This window comes from Tepidiforma sp., assembly GCF_034432735.1.
Lineage (GTDB): Bacteria > Chloroflexota > Dehalococcoidia > Tepidiformales > Tepidiformaceae > Tepidiforma.
In genome coordinates this window covers 1-17,060 of record NZ_DAOUBJ010000065.1, presented here as the reverse complement: position 1 = coordinate 17,060, position 17,060 = coordinate 1, and the positions used below count along the sequence as shown (strand labels likewise).

Sequence of the window (17,060 nt, the reverse complement as noted above, 5' to 3'; positions counted from 1 at the left end):
GGCGGGCGATGCGGGAATCTCCGTCCCGCTCGTTCTGGCCGGCCTTCGGCCGCCCGGCCAGCTTCGCTCAGGGTTGCCAGATGGCGGTGTCGGGGTGAAACGCCGCCCAGGCGAACCAGAATTCGGTGGTGTGGAGCACCGCCGCGAGCTGCCGCCCGGCGAGGGGCCCGGCCACGGCCCTCCCGAAGATATCCCAGGTGGAACCGGTCGCATCGTCGATGAAGGTGCCGGGTGCGGGGCCAGGTTCGAATCGGAGCACCCGGCCCTCCAAGCGGGCATCGTAGGCGGCGGCGGCGCCGACATCGCGCGACTGGGCCACCTCGCGCTGGTCGAGGGCCGAGGCGGTGCCTGGCATCCAGAAGACGGCGACAGGGACACCACCGGCTTGCACGTTCGCCACTCGCGCCTGCGAGAGCGCTTCGAAGGGAACGGCGAGGCCCGCCCCCTGCCGGTCGAGGGCGACGACCCGTTCGAGCGCCGGCAGGCGGGCGTCGGGAGTGCCCGAGAAGAGGAACGGTTGGCTGGTGGCGTCGTAGAACTCGTACGGGTTGACGCCGTAGGCGCGTTCGAAACCGGTGTCCTCGGTGAGCGCCTGGGCCTCGGGGAAGGCGCGCCGGAATTCGCCCCAGGAGACGACACTCGCCGGGACCGGCCGGAGGAGCGTGCCCGCGTACGCCCCCACGATGCCTTCGCCGGTCGCCTGCTGCCACCAGCTCTCGGTTTGGCGGTCCCACATGATCAGGTCGGAGTTCCGCAGGTTGCCCGAGACGCCGAAATCGAGCACCCGGCCCTCGACGGTGCGGTCGAAGGCGAGCGCCGTGTTGCAGAGCGGGCAGTAGGTGACCACGATCGGGCGGTTGCCGAAGCGGTCGTTCACCACTTCGTGCCAGGTGAGAATGTGGAGCGGGTAACCTTTCGTGATTCCGTCGACGGTGACGACTGCGACGGGGAGCCGTTCGGCGTAGTCGAGCGTGGCGGCCGGGGCGAACCGGGCGTGCCCGCCGCGCGGGGCTGGAATCTCGACCGCCCCTTCGACATCGAGCGGGGGGATGCAATCGCGGCCCGGGCAGCCGCGCACGATCTCCCGCGGGTCGGCCGTGGAGCGGGTGAAGTCGGTCTTCGGCCAGTCGGGGTAGTCGGCTTGGAAGGAGAGGATCCGGTCGACGGCCGTCAGCGTCGCCGTCGGCGTGGGAGGCGGGGTGGGCCCGGGGGTGGCAGGTGGCGGATCGCCGCCCAAGCAGCCTGCCAGGAGTGTGGGAGCCAGGGCGAGGGCAGCCGCGGAGCGATGCATCGTTGCCGCACTGTAGAAGCCGGCGGGAAAGGCTGGGTAATGCCCGTTATCCTTTGCTGCCGTGACGCTGGAGATGTGGGTCATCCTCGCGGTCCGCGTCGCGGGTTCGCTGCCCGTCCTCCGCTGGGCGCTATTCGGCGCCGTGCTCGCCATCCTGGTCGACCTCTCCGACCTGTTCTTGCGCGCCTACCTGGACCTCGGCGGGGTGCGCAACTACCAGTCGTTCGACAAGTGGTGCGATCAGGTGTACCTCGCGCTCTTCTTGGTGGTGGCGCTCCGGTGGGAGGGGCCGGCGCGGACGGTGGCGGTAGCGCTCTATGCGTTTCGCCTCGTCGGCTTCGTCGCCTTCGAGCTTTCGGGCGAGCGGTGGGTGCTCTTCATCTTCCCGAACGTGTTCGAGTACTGGTTCGTCTTCGTGGCATTCACGCGGCGGTGGTGGCCGGGCTTCCGGTGGGAACGGCGGCCGGTGGTGTTGGCGCTGGTGGGTACGGCGGCGGCGAAGCTCTTCCACGAGTACGCGCTGCACGTGGCGCGCTGGTTCGACCGCTTCACGCCGCGCGATGTCGTGGAGTGGCTGATCGGCCTGGCTGGGTAGGGCGGAGGCCTGCGCGCAGGGATCGAGCGGGGCTGCCGGACGTGCTCCGGGGCGCCCCATCCGCAGGATGGCGCAGGTGCCTGGCGGGGCCACGCGGCGGGCGATTCGCCGGCGGCCAAGCCGGCGCCTTCCCCCACCTTCCCCGAGCGCGTACGCTCCGCCACGATGCCCGCACTCCGCACCTGGTTCGCCGCCTCGCGGCCGGTTTCGTTCACGGCGGCGGCGTTCCCGGCGCTCGTGGGGACGCTGCTCGCGGCGCCGGAACGCTTCACGTGGTGGACGGGGCTGCTCGCCATCGCCGGTTCGGTGCTCTTCCTGGCGGGCACGAACTTCGTGAACGACTACTACGATCACCGCAAAGGCAGCGATGGTCCGGGGTCGCTGGGCCCGCCGGGTGCGATCCAGCGGGGGTTGCTGAGCCCGCGGCAGGTCCTCACGGCGGGTATCGCCTGCTTCGCCGCCGGGGCGGGCGCGGGGCTCATCCTCTGCGCTGTCGTGAGTTGGCAGCTCCTCTGGGTCGGGGTCGCCGGGCTGCTGGCCGGCTTTCTCTACACCGGGTGGCCGCTCCACCTCGCCTACCGGGCGCTCGGCGAGGTCGTCGTCTTCGCGTTCATGGGTCCGGCGATCGTGATGGGCGCGGCCTTCGTGCAGATCGAACGGTGGACGTGGGAGGCGTTCGTCGCTTCGCTGCCGGTCGGCCTGCTGGCGGCTGCCATCCTCCAGGCGAACAACCTGCGCGACCTCGACCACGACCGGGCGACGGGCAAACGCACGCTGGCCACGATCCTCGGGCGGCGCGCCGCGGAGGGGGAGCTTTGGCTGCTGCTCGGCGGGGCCTACCTGGCGCTGGTCGCGGCGGTGGCCGCCGGTGCGCTGCCGTGGCCGACCCTCGCCGCGTTGGCGACGCTGCCCCTCCTTCGGCCGATCGCGCGCACCATCCGTGCGGTGAAGGCGGGCGCGAATCCGCGGCGGCTCAACCTCGTGCTCCGCGACGCGGCGCTCCTCCATCTGCGGTTCGGGCTGCTCCTGGCGCTCGGGCTCGCGGTGGATTGGGCCCTGCCGTAGCCCTCAGCCGCGGGCGATGCCGCCGAGCCGTCCCTGGGCCCAGTGGGTGATGGCGACGGCGAGCGCATCGGCTGCGTCGGCCGGCGAGGGCGGAGCGGTGAGCCCCAGTTGGAAGGCCACCATCCGCGCGACCTGTTCCTTTTCGCCGCGCCCGAAGCCGGCCACCGTCTGCTTGACGAGCAGGGGGGCATACTCGGCCACCTCGAGCCCAGCATCGGCGAGGGCGATGATCGCGGCGGCCCGGGCCTCGCCGAGGGCGAGCGCACTCTTCGCGCTTTCGCCGACGTAGCCCGATTCGACCGCGGCCGTCGTCGCTCCGGTCTCGCGGGCGAGGGCGAAGACGCGCTCGCGGAGCGCGACGAGCCGCAACGGCCGAGGGTCGGCTGCGCGCGTGCGAATGACGCCGTGGCAGACGTGGAGGGCGCGGCCCCCCGCGATTTCGATGACGCCGTAGCCGGTGACGCCGAGGCCGGGGTCGATGCCGATGATACGCACGGAGCCATGGTGCACCCTCGGGCGCGGCAGCGCGAACGGGAAGGTGTCGCCCCCTTCAGCCGGCGAGGACCGGCGTGTGCTCGGGGCATTCCATCGCGGCCTCGGCTTCCGCCAGGTCGCGGCCGATGAGCGCACAGGCGTGCGGCCGTTCGCGGTGGGCGCCCGCCCCGGGGCGGAAGTGGACACAGCCGGCGCACGGCGCGCTGACGACGAGCCGGCCGGCGGCGACTTCGGCAGCTACCACTTTGGCCAGGGTGGCTTCGAAGGCCGCGAGCTCCTCGCTGGGGAGGGCGGCGAGGCTCTCCTCGAGCCCCGAACGCCAGGCTTCGAGCCGCTGCCAGGCGGCCCGACCGGCCGCGGTGAGGGCGAGCACCGATTGCCTGCCATCGTCCGGGTGGTGGCGCCGTTCGATGAGCCCGCGAGCGACGAGCGGGTTGACGATGCCGACGGCCGTGGCGTGGCGGATGCCGAGCACCCGCGCCAACTGCCCCACCGTGGCCATGTCGGGGCGCGTCCGCGCGGCGAAGCGGAGCGTGGCGGCTTGGGCCGGGGTGAATCCGCTGGCGCTCCCGGCGGCCCGCTCTTCCGCTTCGGCCGCCCGAGCGAGCCGGAGGATGGCCATCGCGATGCCGGAGGCCCGTGTGCGAACGTCCATGTTGACAGCTTATCGTAGGCATCCTACATTCTCCAACTACGTAGGATTCCTACGTAGATCCTGCTTGGAGGAACGCTCATGTCCGCTCACGCCTCTGCCATTCCTGGGTATCGCTATGGCGATCCGAGCCTGCCGCCCTCACCCCTCGATGCCGCGGGCTTCGCTGAGCTTCGGGCAGCGTGCCTGCTGACCGACGACGACGTCGCGGCGCTGCGGGAGGCGGCTCCCATCGTCGAGCCGCAGATCGAGGAGATCCTGGACACGTGGTACGGCTTCGTCGGGTCGCATCCCTTCCTGCTCGCGTCGTTCAGCACGCCAGCGGGCCCGGACACGTCGTATCTGGGTGCCGTTCGGGCGCGCTTCGGGCAGTGGATTCGCGATACGCTTCGGGCCGATTTTGGCCCGGAGTGGTTGGCCTACCAACAGGAGATCGGGCGGCGCCACGCTTCGGGCAAGAACGAGACGGACGCGGTAGCGGGCGCGCCGGAGGTCGTCCCCTTCCGGTTCGTGGTGGCGCTCATCGCGCCGATCACGCTCACGATGCGGCCCTTCCTGGCGCGTGGAGCGCGCGACGAGCAGCAGCTGGAGCGGATGCAGGCGGCGTGGTTCAAGGCGGTCGTTTGCTCGGTCGCGCTCTGGGCGGCCCCGTACGCGAAGGAGGGCTGGTGGTAGGTAGCTACCGGCGGTAGCGGCGGCTGCGATCGCGGCCGCCCGCTTGGCTGCGGCCGAAGCGCAGCGGCCCGCCCTTTCCGGCAGCGGCGGCGAAGAGCGCCAGCTCCTCGGCGTCGCTGCCCACCAGTTCCCGCCGAAGCTCGACGATCCGGTCGCGCAGTGCCGCGGCCTTTTCGAACTCGAGGTTCTTTGCGGCCGCCTTCATCTGGGTCTCGAGCTCTTTGACCATCCGGAGGAGTTCGTCTTTGGGGAGCTCCGCGGGCACCGCTTTGGCATCGTAGCCGGCCTTTTCCTCGGCCGCTTGCAGGCGGACATGGTCGGTGATGTCGCGGATCGCCTTCTGGATGCTCGCCGCCTCGATCCCGTGCGCCCGGTTGTACTCCTCCTGGATGCGGCGGCGGCGGTACGTCTCGTCGATCGCTTGCTGCATGCTCCCGGTGATGGTGTCGGCGTACATCACCACCCGCCCTTCGACGTGGCGCGCGGCCCGCCCGATCGTTTGGATGAGCGACCGGTTCGAACGGAGGTACCCCTCCTTGTCGGCATCGAGGATGCAGACGAGCGACACTTCGGGCAGGTCGAGCCCCTCGCGGAGAAGGTTGATGCCGACGACCACGTCGTAGACGCCGAGCCGGAGGTCGCGCAGGATCTCCACCCGATCGAGCGTCTCGACCTCCGAGTGGAGGTAGTGGGTCTTGATTCCCATCTCCCTGAGGTAATCGGCGAGGTCTTCCGCCATCTTCTTGGTGAGCGTGGTGACGAGGGCGCGCTGGCCCTTGTCGATTACCCGGCGGACCTCGTCCATCAGGTCGTCGATCTGGTTTTTCGTGGGCTTCACGACGATCTCGGGGTCGAGGAGGCCGGTGGGCCGGATGACCTGCTCGACCACCTGGCTCGAAACGCGAAGCTCGTAGTCGCCGGGTGTGGCGCTCACGAAGATCGCCTGGTTGATGTGGCGGTCGAACTCCTCGAAGGTGAGCGGCCGGTTGTCGAGCGCCGAAGGGAGGCGGAAGCCGTATTCGACGAGCGTTTCTTTGCGGGAGCGGTCGCCGAAGTATTGGCCCTGCACTTGCGGCAGGGTGATGTGCGATTCGTCGACGACGAGCAGCCAATCGTCTGGGAAGTAGTCGAGCAGGCACCACGGCGTCGAGCCGGGTTCGCGGGCTTGCAGGTGGCGCGAGTAGTTCTCGATGCCGGGGCAATACCCCGTCTCCCGGAGCGCCTCGATGTCGTAGTGGGTGCGCTCCTCCAGGCGGGCGGCTTCGAGGATCTTGCCCTGGGAGCGCAGCCATTCGAGCTGGGCCGCGAGCTCCTGTTCGATGCCGGCGATCGCCTGCTCGAGCCGGTCGGCGGTGGTGACGAAGTGCTTCGCCGGGTAGATGTCGATCTCGTCGCGCTCGGCGACGATCTCCCCGGTGAGCGGATCGAGCTCGACGATCCGCTCGACTTCATCGCCCCAAAAGTCGATCCGGACGGCGAGCTCTTCGTAGCTCGGGAGGATGGTGAGCGAATCGCCGCGCACGCGGAAGCGCCCGCGGACGACGTTCTGGTCGTTCCGTTCGTACTGCATCGAGACCATCCGGCGGACGGCTTCCTGGCGGCTGAAGCGCTCGCCCCTGCGGAAATGGAGGACGAACTCCTGGTACTGGGCCGGCTCGCCGAGGCCGTAGATGCAGCTGACGCTAGCGACGATGATGACGTCGCGCCGGGTAAAGAGGGCGCGTGTGGCCGCGTGACGGAGCTTGTCGATCTCGTCGTTGATGTCGGCGTCTTTCGCGATGTAGGTATCGGTCCGCGGGATGTAGGCTTCCGGTTGGTAGTAGTCGTAGTAGCTGACGAAGTACTCGACGGCGTTGTTCGGGAAGAACTCCTTGAGCTCGGCGCAGAGCTGGGCCGCGAGCGTCTTGTTGTGGGCGAGGACGAGGGTAGGCCGGCCAGTGCGGGCGATGACGTTGGCGATCGTGAAGGTCTTGCCGGATCCGGTGACCCCGAGGAGCGTCTGGTAGCGGTCGCCGCGTTCGACGCCTTCGACGAGCTTGGCGATCGCCTCCGGCTGGTCGCCGGTGGGTTGGAATTCGGAGACGAGCTGGAAGGGGGCCGGCTGGCGGGGGCGGACGATGGCCGTCATATCGACCAGTGTAGCGGAGGGAGAGGGGCGGCGGCTGGCCGGCCGGTGGCTTCCTGCCAGCCGGTGTCGGGAGGAAGGAAGCGGGCGCATCCCGGCCTGCGCCCGCGGGGAAGGCTGGCTGCCGCCCCATCCGCTCGGTTTGCCCCCGGGGCCGGCGCCGGGAAGCCGGCGCGGAGCCTGCCGATCCCGGATGAACGGCGCGTGAACGCGCCCCTCACCGCCCGCGGAAGACGGGCGGGCGCTTCTCCAAGAAGGCGCGGCGCGCCTCCTTGCCGTCTTCGCTGGCGAAGGCCATCCGGATGCTCGCCAGTTCGAGCCGGCACTGGGCCTCGAGGTCGATCGGCGTGGTCGCTTTCACGAGCGTCCGCTTGGTGAGCCGCATGGTGACCGGTGAGACGGTGGCGCAGATGCCCTGGCAGTACTCGACGACCCGCGCCTCCCAGCGGTCGTCCTCGACGATTTCGCCAACCAGTCCGAGCCGGAGGGCCTCGTCGGCGTCGACCGTCTTGTTCTCGAGGAGGAAGCGCATCGCCTGCTCGTAGCCGATCGCCTGGGAGAGGGTGAAGGTCATGCCCCCATCGGGCGAGCCGCCGATGCGCGGGTAGCCGGCCAGCAGGCGGGCGCTCCGCTTCATCAGGCGGATATCGGTGGCCAGCGCGAGCGAGAGCCCAGCACCGACGGCCACGCCGTTGATCGCTCCGACGATCGGCTTTTCGCACTTCTGCCGGAGCGTGAGGAGGAACTCCGAAACCCAGCTCAGGTCGTCGAGCTGGGTGGTGAGGGGGGATTTGGGGCTGTAGTCGCCGGGCCCGCGGAGGTCGAGCCCCGAGCAGAAGGCGTCGTTCGTCCCGGTGAGGCAGATGAGCCAGGCGTCGTCGTCGCGCATGGCGTCGTCGATGGCACCGACGATGCCCCACGCGAGCTCTTGGTTCAGGGCGTTCTTCACCTCGGGGCGAGCGAGGCGGATGGTGCGGACGTGGCCGTCCTGTTCGATGGCGAGAAGGCTGGTCATGGGGAGGGGCTCCGTTGGGGGATGGGGGCACGATACACCGGTGAGTTTCAGGAAGCTACGCACGCCGGGCGTCCGTCGCTGCGGCCGGCCGGGGGTGCATGACCAGGCTGGCTGCCGGCGCGTCGCCCGTGGGGCCCGCTGGCCGTAGACTCCGGCCACACCACCACTCCCTGGAGGCACCGTCGCTATGGGCAGATTGGAAGGCAAGGTCGCGATCGTCACGGGCGGGGCGAGCGGCATCGGCGAACAGACGGTGCGCCGCTTCGTCGAAGAGGGCGCACGCGTGGTCATCGCGGACGTGCAGGAGGAGCGCGGGCACCACCTCGCCGAGGATTTGGGCACGCAAACGAGCTTCCTGAAGACGAACGTGGCCGAGGAGGCGGCGGTAGCCGGCGCGGTCGATCACGCGCTCGCGAAGTGGGGGCGGCTCGATGTGATGTTCAACAACGCGGGCTTCGGCGGCGTTTCGGGGCCGATCGACGAGCTCGATATGACCGCCTACGACGAAACGATGGCGGTGCTGCTCCGCGGTGTGGTGCTGGGGGCGAAGCACGCCGCCAGGGCGATGAAGCCGGCCCGGCGGGGTGTCATCCTGAACACCTCGAGCGTGGCGGGCATCCAGGCGGGTTTCGGGCCCGTGGTCTACAGCGCGGCGAAGGCAGCCGTGGCCCATCTGAGCCGCTGCCTCGCCGTCGAACTGGCGGAGTTCGGCATCCGCGTGAACGCCATTTCCCCGGGGGTGACGGTGACGAACATCTTCGCCGCCGGGATGGGCCTGAGCGGCCCGGCAGCCGAGGCGATCCTGCCCCGGATCGATGCTGCCCTCGCCGATTGGGCGCCGCTCCGCCGCTCTGGCCAGCCGGCCGACATCGCGAACGCGGCGCTCTGGCTGGCCAGCGATGAAGCCGCCTACGTGACGGGCCAGGCGGTCGTCGTCGATGGGGGGCTGACGGCCGGGCGCTCGCTGGACGAATTCGGCCAGCGGCTGGCGGCGGCCATGGGGCTGACCGCGGAACAGTGGGAAGCGATGCGGGCGGCCGCGCGCGCGGCCCGGGCCTAGCGGAACTTCGCCGGGCGTTTCTCCTGGAAGGCGGCCACCGCCTCGCGGTGCTCCGGCGTTCCGTAGCACTCGGCGATCCGTCCGTGCTCGAGCCGCATCACCTCGTTGTAGTCGGGGTTGGCGCCGTTCTTCGTGATGAGCTCCTTGATCCAGCGCATCTGCCGGTCGGGGTTCTGGGCGAGGAGCTCGGCGTACTCCAGGGCCGCGTCCATCAGCTGGTCGTGCGGGACGACTTTCTGGACGAGGCCCGTGCGGAACGCTTCCTCGGCATCGACGAGCCGGCCCGTGAGGCACATGTCGCTCGCCAGGCCGAAGCCGACGCGCTGGGTGAGGTAGTAGGTGCTGGCGAGCTCGGGCACGAGCCCCATTTTCACGAAGAACATCCCGAAGCGGGCCTGTTCCGAGGCGATGATGATGTCCATGGGCAGGATCGAGGTGAGCCCGACGCCCACGCAGACGCCATTGACGGCGGCAATCATCGGCTTCGATGTGCGAACGAGTTCGACGTAGTTCGTGTCGTCGCGCTCCTCGCGGCGCGCCGCTCCCTGGGAGTCGAGCCCGCGTTGGAAGGCGTCGCGGACATCGGCGCCGGCGCAGAAGCCGCGTCCCGCGCCGGTGAGGATGATGGAGGCGACTTCCGGGTCGTCGTTGGCGCGGCGGAAGGCGTCGTTCCGTTCGGCGGCCATCTTCCAGGTCCAAGCGTTCAGGCGCTCGGGCCGGTTCATCGTGACGATGACGGTGTGGCCCCGCTTCTCGTAGCGAATCTGCTCGTATTCCATGGCGCAGGCTCCTTGGGCAGGTGGTGGGCGGAGCCTACGCCAGCGCGGATTGTCTGGGAAGACAGACCGTCACGCCTCCCAGGCGATTTCGACGTCGCCGAAGACGACGACATCGCCGGGGCGGATGCCGAGCCGGCGGAGCTCCTTGGCGATGCCCCACCGCTCGAGGCGGCGCATCACCTCGTCGAGCGCGCCCGGCATGCCCGTGTCCATCATCTGCACGAAGGTGACGGCTGTGTAGCCCTCGACGATGTAGCGGCCGTCGTCGTCGATGGTGACGGTGAACCGGTCGACCGGCGCGGGCCGGATGACGGGCACTTCGGCGGGCGGGCGCGCCGCGGCGGCCTTCCGTTCCGCCTCGACGAGCTCCATGAGCTCCCCGACGAGCGGTTCGAGTCCGGTGCCGGCGTGGGCCGAAAGCACGCGCACCGGCCGGCCGAGGTGTGCGGCGAGCGTGGCCGCCGAGCGTTCGGCCGCCGCCTGGTCGAGGTCGGCCTTCGTGATGGCGACCACCCGGGCGACGTGGGCGAGGCCCGGGTCGTAGGCGCGCAGCTCGGATTCGATCAGTTCGTAGTCCGTCACCGGGTCCGGTGATTCGCAGCTGACGACGTGGAGGAGGACGCGGCAGCGGCGGATGTGCTTGAGAAACTCGAAGCCGAGGCCGTAGCCCTCGGAAGCGCCCTCGACGAGCCCGGGCAGGTCGGCGAGGGTGAACCGCTCCCAGCCGACGTTGACGACGCCGAGCATCGGCTCGAGCGTGGTGAAGGGATAGCTCGCGATTTTCGGTTTCGCGTTCGAAACGGCCGCGAGGAGGGTCGATTTGCCGGCGTTGGGCAGCCCGATGAGCCCGACATCGGCCAGCAGGCGGAGCTCGAGCCGGAGCCGGCGCTCCTCGCCTTCCTGTCCCTTCTGAGAATAGGAGGGTGTCTGGTTCGTGGGGGTGGCGAAGCGTTTGTTGCCCCACCCACCCCGGCCGCCGTGAGCGACGAGCACCTCCTCGCCCACGCTTTCGAGGTCGGCGATGAACTCCCCCGTCTCGGCGTCGTGCACGACCGTGCCAACGGGGACTTCGAGGTAGAGGTCTTCGCCGTTGGCTCCGTGGCGAAGGTTGGGGCCGCCATTACCGCCCGCCTGCGCCTGGAAGTGTTTCCGCGAGCGGTACAGCTCGAGCGTGTAGACGTCGTCGACCGCGCGCAGGAAGACGCGCCCGCCGCGGCCTCCATCGCCGCCATCGGGCCCACCGCGCGGGACGAACTTCTCACGGTGGTAGCTCACCAAGCCGTGGCCGCCGTTCCCGCCGCGCACCGTAATTTCGACTGCGTCGAGCATCCTGTTTCCCATGGAACCATGTCGGAGAGGGGATTGGAAGATCAGGAAAGAGGAGTAACAGGGCGTTGGGTTCGTTGGATTCGAACTGGCGAGGCGTTGGGTTCGGGGTGCGCTACGCGTTGGGGATGGCGTTGGGGATGTTGGGGAAGGCGGAGCCTCTGGGCGAGTGCGTTGGCTTCGGCGGCGCTAGATCCAACGCTCGGGGCCGTGAACCCAACGGTTTTCCAACGGCCTGGGGTAGGATAGTTGCACACTGAAACGCTCTCTGGAGGCCGTCGTGACCGCTACCGACTTCGTCCCACCGAGCGCGCTGGTCGTCGTTGCCCATCCCGATGATGCCGAGTTCCTCTGCGGCGGCACCGTGGCGAAATGGGCGGCCGCCGGCTGCGAGGTGACCTACGTCGTCATCACCAAGGGCGACAAAGGGAGCGACGACCCGGAGATGACGACGGAGCGGCTCGCCGAAATCCGGGAGGCCGAGCAGCGCGCGGCCGGGACCGTGCTCGGGGTGCGCAACTTCGAGTTCCTCGGCTACCCCGATGGTTACCTCCAACCGACGCTCGAGCTGCGGCGCGATCTGGCGCGGCTCATTCGCAAGTACCGGCCGCACAGCGTCGTCACCTTCGACCCGACGAACCGCTTCCTCTCGGATACGTACATCAACCACCCGGATCACCGCGTGGCGGGCGACGTGACGCTCGATGCCGTCTTCCCGACGGCGCGCGACCGGCTGACCTTTCCGGAGCTGCTCGTCGATGGCTACGAGCCGTGGAAGGTGCGCCAGGTGTGGCTGGGTGCTCCGGCGCAGCCGAACGCGTGGGTCGACATCGCCGCGACGCTGGAGCTGAAGAAACAAGCGCTGCTCTGCCACCCGAGCCAGCTGGGGCCAGAGGTTGCGCTCTTCGTCGAGGCGCGGGCGCAGCTCGCCGGGGCCGAGCGGGGTCTGGCGGCGGCCGAGCCGTTTCGGCGGTTCATCCTGGAAGCCGACCCGGTGCACGAGGCGCCGCCCCCGGGGAACTGAACGCCTGGCCAGGTTTGCGTCGATACGACACATATCCGGGGTCTATGGCAGAATACGGCCCCGGCCGGCGTCCGAGGGCTCGCCCGGCCGAGACTCCCGCCCCTGGAGGTCCCGATGAAACCGTGGGTGGTCGGCAGCCGCCCGAGCGAACGCTACCCGCTCTGGACGCGAGCGAACGTTGGCGAAGTCTTCCCCGACCCGGTCGCGCCGCTCTCCTTCTCGCTCGTCATGGCAGAGGATACGGAGTTGGCCTGGCGCGATGCGCTCGTGCGCATGGGCGCCTTCACGTACGACGAGTTCGATCCGGACAACATGGAGACGGTCGGGGTGTTCGGCGGCTACTGCTACCTGAACGCCCAAGTGACGCGGATTTTGGGCGAGCGGGCTCCGGGGCTCTCGGCCCAGGCGATGGACGACCTTTTCTACGGAGCGCAGCCCGGCGTCCCGCCCTACGAACCATCCCCCGGCGATCAGAACGAAGCGCGCACGGCGGACCTCGCCAAGACGTTCGAATGGGCGATGTCGGTGCAGGAGCTGGAGCGTCCCGCGCTCGATGCGAAGCGCATCGCAGGGCTACGGGCGGCGCGGCCGGAGCTGGAGAACCTCTCGAACGAGGCGCTCTGGGCGTATTCGAAGGGGATCGCCCTGGCCAACCACCGGCGGCTCTTCGGCGAGCACATCTTCACGACGTTCGTGGCCACGGTCCCGGTCGGAGCGGTGACGCAGATCTGCGCGGCGGTCGGCCGGCCGGCGGATGCGCTTCGCGTCATCCAGGGTGTGGGCGATGTCGCCTCGGCGGCGCCCTCGCTCGCGATGTGGGAGATGGGGCGGATGATCGCGGCCGATCGCGAGCTGACGGCTGCCTTCGATGCCGGCGTGGCGGGGGTGCTCGACCGGGTCCGCGGCCTTGGCGAGGCCGGCCAGCGCTTCCTTGCCGCCTTCGATGCCTTCCTCTACGAGTTCGGCTGCCGGGGCCCGAACGAATGGGAGAGCCGCTGCCATACGTGGGAAACGAAGCCGGAACTCGCGCTCGCCGCGATCGACCGGATGCGCCTAGCGCCGGATAGCGCGGCCCCGGCGGCGAAGAACGCCGAACTGGCGGCCGAACGCGAGCGCGTCACGCAGGAGATCGCGGCGATGCTGGCTGGCGACCCGCAGACGCAGGGCCTCTTTCTGGCGGCGGCCAGGGCTGCGCGCGTCTTCCAGGCTGGCCGCGAACGCACCAAGACGAACAACATCCGCATGATCCACGAAATGCGGATGGCGATGCACACGGTGGGCCGCCGGATGGTCGCTGCTGGCCACCTGGAGGAGGAGGGGGATTACGCGTTCCTCCTCGCCGACGAGGTCGACGATTGGCTGCAGCACCCGGCCAAGTACGTCGACACCATCGCCGAGCGGAAGGCGCTCTACCACGTTTACAACGCGCTCCAGGAGCCGTTCGTCTTCTGGGGCGAGATCCCCGATCCGGCAACCTGGCCGAAGAAGGCCGACGTGGCCTTCGAGCCGGCGAAGCCCGGCGATGTGCTCCAGGGGTATCAGGGGTGCGCGGGCAAGGCTACCGGGCGCGCGCGCGTGGTGCTCGACCCGCTCGACCCGCGCGGCCTGGAGCCGGGCGACATCCTCGTCGCGCCGATTACCGACCCCTCGTGGACGCCGCTTTTCGTGCCGGCCGCGGCCGTCGTCGTCGATGTGGGCGCGGCCCAGAGCCACGCGATGATCGTGAGCCGCGAGCTCGGCATTCCGTGCGTCCCGTCGGTCACGAATGCGACCAAGCGCATCCCGGACGGCGCCACGATCGCCGTCGACGGGGATGCCGGCACCGTCACGGTGCTCGCGCTGCCGTGAGGTGAGGGCGATGGAAGTCCACTTCCTCGGCGACCCGCTGCCCGCGGGGGTCGATGCGCGCCTGCTGTTGGGCGGAAAGGCGGCGGGGCTCGTCACGATGCTGCAAGAGCTGGGCCTGCCCGTCCCGCCGGCCTTCACGGTGACGACGGAGGTGTGTCGCGAAGTCCTGGCCGGGGGCTGGCCCGCCGGCCTCGATGCCGCGATCCGCGCCGGGATCGGCCGGCTGGAGGCCGCGACCGGGCGCACGTTCGGGGGCGGCGAGCGCCCCCTCCTCGTCTCCGTCCGCTCGGGGGCGCCGGTCTCCATGCCGGGCATGATGGACACGCTCCTGAACGTGGGGATGACGCCAGCCGTCCGCGCCGCGTTGGCCCGTGAGAGCGGCGACCCCCGCTTCGCCGCCGATACCTGGCTCCGCTTCGTCCGCGGCTTCGCCACCATCGTGCTCGGCCTGCCGGAGGACGAGGTGAACCACGCGGCGATGCACGACGACACGCCCGAGGGGCTGCTGGCCGCGGGGGACCGCGTCCGCGCGCTCGCCGAGCGCTTCGGCGGCATCCCGGAGGAGCCGTTCGCCCAGGTGGTGGCGGGCATCCGGGCCGTCTTCCGCTCCTGGGAGTGCGACCGGGCGCGCGTGTTCCGCGAGCGGGAGGGGATCGATGGCGCCCTCGGCACGGCAGCGACGGTGCAAGCGATGGTCTTCGGCAACTTGGACGAGCGCTCCGGCACGGGCGTGGCCTTCACGCGCGATCCTTCGACCGGCGCGCGCGGCGCCTTCGGCGATTACCTCGCCCGGGCCCAAGGGGAGGACGTGGTGGCCGGGAGCCACGCGGTCAGCGGGCTCGGTGCGCTCCGTGAGCAGCTGCCGGCGGTGTACGACGAGCTCATCGGCCACCTCGACCGCCTGGAGCGGCACTACCGCGACATGTGCGATGTGGAGTTCACGGTGATGAGCGGCCAGCTCTACATCCTCCAGACGCGCATCGGGCGGCGGAGCCCCCTCGCGGCGGTCCGCATCGCCGTCGAGATGGCCGAGGACCCGGACTTTCCGCTGACGCGGGCGGAGGCCGTCCAGCGCGTGGGGCCGGAGACGTTGCAGGCGCTGGCGAAGCTGGGCAGCGTGGACCCGGCGGCGGTGCCGCTGGGCGAGGGGCTGGCCGTTTCGCCGGGGGTCGGGGCCGGACGCCTCTGCTGCGATGCCGACCGAGCCGCGGCGCTCGCCGCCCAGGGCACGAGCGTTGTGCTCGCCCGGCCCGAAACGTCGCCCGCCGATGTCCACGGCATGGTGGCGGCCGCGGCCCTCGTCACGACGACGGGCGGGGTGGTCTCCCACGCCGCCGTCGTCGCGCGTGGCTGGGCTATCCCGGCGGTTTGCAGCCTGCGCGATGCGGTGGTGGAGCCGGACGCGCTCGTCGTCGGTGGGCGGCGCATCGCCGAGGGCGAATGGGTGACGGTCGACGGGACGCGCGGGCTGCTCTTCGCCGGCGATTGCCGGGCGGGTGGTGCGGCCGACATCCCCGAGGTGCGCCTGCTTCGCCAGTGGGCGGCGGAGACGGCCGAATCGGGCAGCGGCGATGGCGAGGTGGCTGCTCCCGACGCGACGCGGCCGGTCGACCGATTCGCTGTGCTCCGCGCGCTCGGGCTGAAAGGGCTGGCCACGGCGGAGCGGATCGCTGCCGTCCTCGCCGCCGAGGTGGCTGGCGTCGAAGCCGAGCTGCGGGCCGCTGCCGAGGAGGGGCTGGCCCGCGAGACGCCCCGTGGCTTCGCGATGCTCCCGCCGGGCCGGGAGGTGGTGATGGCGGGGCTGGCGGCCGAGCGGGAGGGCATCCCTGCGGCGGCAATCGACGCCGTTTTCGCGGCGTTCGATGCGCTCGACCGGGAGTTCAAGGCGGCGGTGAGCGCCTGGCAGCAGGCTGCGCCGGCCGAGGCGGAGGCGGCCTGGGCCGCGGCCTGCGCCGCGCTGGATTCGCTCCACGCCCGGCTCTTGCCGGTGGTCGAGCAGGCGGTGTCGTTGGTGCCGCGGCTTTCGCCCTACGGGGCGCGGTTCGCGCATGCGCTCGCGGCCGTACGCGCGGGCGACCGCTCGATGCTCGCCTCACCCCTGAAGGAGAGCTACCACACCGTCTGGTTCGAATTGCACGAGGAGCTCATCGCGTTGAGCGGCCGGCAGCGAACGGAATAGCCCTCAACCGCCGCCGCGGCCGGCTTCGCGGAGGAGGCGGAGGAACTCCGGGTCGCCCTGGAGGATGGCGAGGCGGGGGTCGCTGGCAGCCTCGCGCGCGTAGCCGGGGTCGAGCGCGAGGGCGCGCTGGACGTGCCGCAGGGCTTCGTCGCGCTGTTGGAGGACTCCGGCGGCCTGGGCCGCGCCGTAGTGTGCGGCGGGGTCGCGCGGGTCGAGGGCGGCCGCGGTGAGGAAGTCGCGCAGGGCCGCTTCGGCGTCACCCGCGTAGAGGTAGGCGAGCCCGCGGTTGACGATGACCGTCGAGTCGCCGGGGTCGATGGCGAGGGCAGCATCGAAGTCGGCGATGGCGGCCGCGTAGCTGCCCCGGTAGAGGAAGAGCATCCCCCGGTTGTTGAGCGCGTCGGCGTCGTTGGGGGTGAGCTCGAGCGCCCGGTTGTAGTCGGCGAGCGCGTTCTCGAAGTCGCCCGAGCGGGTATAGGCGTTCGCCCGGTTGTAGTAGGCGGCGGCGAGGTCGGGGTCGAGGAGGATGGCCTGGGTGTACCGGTCGATGGCGAGGGCGAATTGGCCGACGTTGAAATAGACGTTCCCTTCGTCGAGGTAGGATTCGGCGGAGCGCCGTGGCGGCGGCGCGATGGGCTGCGGCTGGAGTTCGCGGAGCGCCTCTTCGAGGTTCGAGGGCAGTGGCGGCTCTTCGCTCCCCTGCCCGGCGGGGAGGACGAGGTCGCCGGCGGCGTCCCGCGCCTCGTCACTGGGCGGCGCGCTCGAGGGCTCGGCCATGCCCTCGGCGGTGGCGTCGGCTACTGCTTGGGCGAGCTCGGCTGCGGCCTCGGGTTGGGCTGGTGGGGCCTCGGCCTCCGGCATCGCCGCGAGCTCCTCGAAGCGGCTCAGGATGAGATCGGTGTCGGCGGATTGGGCCGGCTCCACGGGGGCG

At 70.5% G+C, this 17,060-nt stretch carries 15 protein-coding genes; 7 read left to right on the top strand and 8 right to left on the bottom strand.

Features of this window, described 5'->3' with window-relative positions:
* Window positions 1–67 precede the first annotated feature (67 nt).
* The gene (locus tag VAE53_RS06665) at window positions 68–1,291 is read right to left on the bottom strand and encodes a DUF3179 domain-containing protein (protein ID WP_322818586.1); all 1,224 of its coding nucleotides are present in this window, start codon (window positions 1,289–1,291) and stop codon (window positions 68–70) included.
* 61 nt (window positions 1,292–1,352) lie between these two features.
* Here VAE53_RS06665 and VAE53_RS06660 point away from each other — a divergent pair, with 61 nt between their 5' ends.
* Window positions 1,353–1,886 carry a hypothetical protein gene (locus VAE53_RS06660; RefSeq protein ID WP_322818585.1) on the top strand — a complete coding sequence of 178 codons (534 nt, stop codon included), beginning with the start codon at window positions 1,353–1,355 and terminating at the stop codon, window positions 1,884–1,886.
* A 165-nt stretch (window positions 1,887–2,051) separates the two neighbouring features.
* Window positions 2,052–2,951, top strand: coding sequence for a 1,4-dihydroxy-2-naphthoate octaprenyltransferase (menA, locus tag VAE53_RS06655; protein WP_322818584.1), 900 nt, complete (start codon window positions 2,052–2,054; stop codon window positions 2,949–2,951).
* A 3-nt stretch (window positions 2,952–2,954) separates the two neighbouring features.
* Here menA and ruvC read toward each other — a convergent pair whose 3' ends face one another.
* Both ruvC and VAE53_RS06645 read right to left on the bottom strand, forming a co-directional pair.
* Window positions 2,955–3,446: a crossover junction endodeoxyribonuclease RuvC gene (ruvC, locus tag VAE53_RS06650; protein ID WP_322818583.1), complete on the bottom strand. Its 492-nt coding sequence runs from the start codon at window positions 3,444–3,446 to the stop codon at window positions 2,955–2,957.
* 55 nt (window positions 3,447–3,501) lie between these two features.
* Window positions 3,502–4,101 (bottom strand): MarR family transcriptional regulator, encoded by a 600-nt coding sequence (locus VAE53_RS06645; RefSeq protein ID WP_322818582.1) that lies wholly within the window; start codon window positions 4,099–4,101, stop codon window positions 3,502–3,504.
* A 78-nt stretch (window positions 4,102–4,179) separates the two neighbouring features.
* Here VAE53_RS06645 and VAE53_RS06640 point away from each other — a divergent pair, with 78 nt between their 5' ends.
* Window positions 4,180–4,773, top strand: coding sequence for a protoglobin domain-containing protein (locus tag VAE53_RS06640; RefSeq protein ID WP_322818581.1), 594 nt, complete (start codon window positions 4,180–4,182; stop codon window positions 4,771–4,773).
* Between the two features lie 4 nt (window positions 4,774–4,777).
* Here VAE53_RS06640 and uvrB read toward each other — a convergent pair whose 3' ends face one another.
* Entirely contained in the window at window positions 4,778–6,901 is a 2,124-nt protein-coding gene (gene uvrB, locus VAE53_RS06635) for an excinuclease ABC subunit UvrB (protein ID WP_322818580.1), read from the bottom strand.
* 214 nt (window positions 6,902–7,115) lie between these two features.
* A complete protein-coding gene (locus VAE53_RS06630; protein WP_322818579.1) occupies window positions 7,116–7,913 on the bottom strand; it encodes an enoyl-CoA hydratase/isomerase family protein in 798 nt (265 codons plus the stop codon).
* Window positions 7,914–8,100: 187 nt separating this feature from the next.
* On the opposite strand from VAE53_RS06630, the gene VAE53_RS06625 reads away from it, so the two are divergent.
* A complete protein-coding gene (locus VAE53_RS06625) occupies window positions 8,101–8,973 on the top strand; it encodes a glucose 1-dehydrogenase (protein ID WP_322818578.1) in 873 nt (290 codons plus the stop codon).
* On the opposite strand, the gene VAE53_RS06620 is transcribed toward VAE53_RS06625, so the two are convergent.
* Both VAE53_RS06620 and obgE read right to left on the bottom strand, forming a co-directional pair.
* Window positions 8,970–9,752, bottom strand: coding sequence for an enoyl-CoA hydratase-related protein (locus VAE53_RS06620; protein WP_322818577.1), 783 nt, complete (start codon window positions 9,750–9,752; stop codon window positions 8,970–8,972). The genes VAE53_RS06625 and VAE53_RS06620 overlap by 4 nt on opposite strands.
* A gap of 69 nt (window positions 9,753–9,821) precedes the next feature.
* Window positions 9,822–11,081, bottom strand: a complete 1,260-nt coding sequence (obgE, locus tag VAE53_RS06615; RefSeq protein ID WP_322818576.1) for a GTPase ObgE — start codon at window positions 11,079–11,081, stop codon at window positions 9,822–9,824.
* 277 nt (window positions 11,082–11,358) lie between these two features.
* Between obgE and VAE53_RS06610 the strand changes: the two genes are divergently transcribed.
* The 3 genes from VAE53_RS06610 to VAE53_RS06600 all read left to right on the top strand — a co-directional run bounded on the left by VAE53_RS06610 (window position 11,359) and on the right by VAE53_RS06600 (window position 16,129).
* Window positions 11,359–12,102 (top strand): PIG-L deacetylase family protein, encoded by a 744-nt coding sequence (locus tag VAE53_RS06610; protein WP_322818575.1) that lies wholly within the window; start codon window positions 11,359–11,361, stop codon window positions 12,100–12,102.
* Window positions 12,103–12,216: 114 nt separating this feature from the next.
* A complete protein-coding gene (locus VAE53_RS06605; protein WP_322818574.1) occupies window positions 12,217–13,950 on the top strand; it encodes a PEP-utilizing enzyme in 1,734 nt (577 codons plus the stop codon).
* A gap of 10 nt (window positions 13,951–13,960) precedes the next feature.
* Window positions 13,961–16,129, top strand: coding sequence for a pyruvate, phosphate dikinase (locus VAE53_RS06600; RefSeq protein ID WP_322818573.1), 2,169 nt, complete (start codon window positions 13,961–13,963; stop codon window positions 16,127–16,129).
* 3 nt (window positions 16,130–16,132) lie between these two features.
* Here VAE53_RS06600 and VAE53_RS06595 read toward each other — a convergent pair.
* Window positions 16,133–17,060: tetratricopeptide repeat protein (locus VAE53_RS06595; protein ID WP_322818572.1), on the bottom strand; the 928-nt coding region annotated here is incomplete at its 5' end.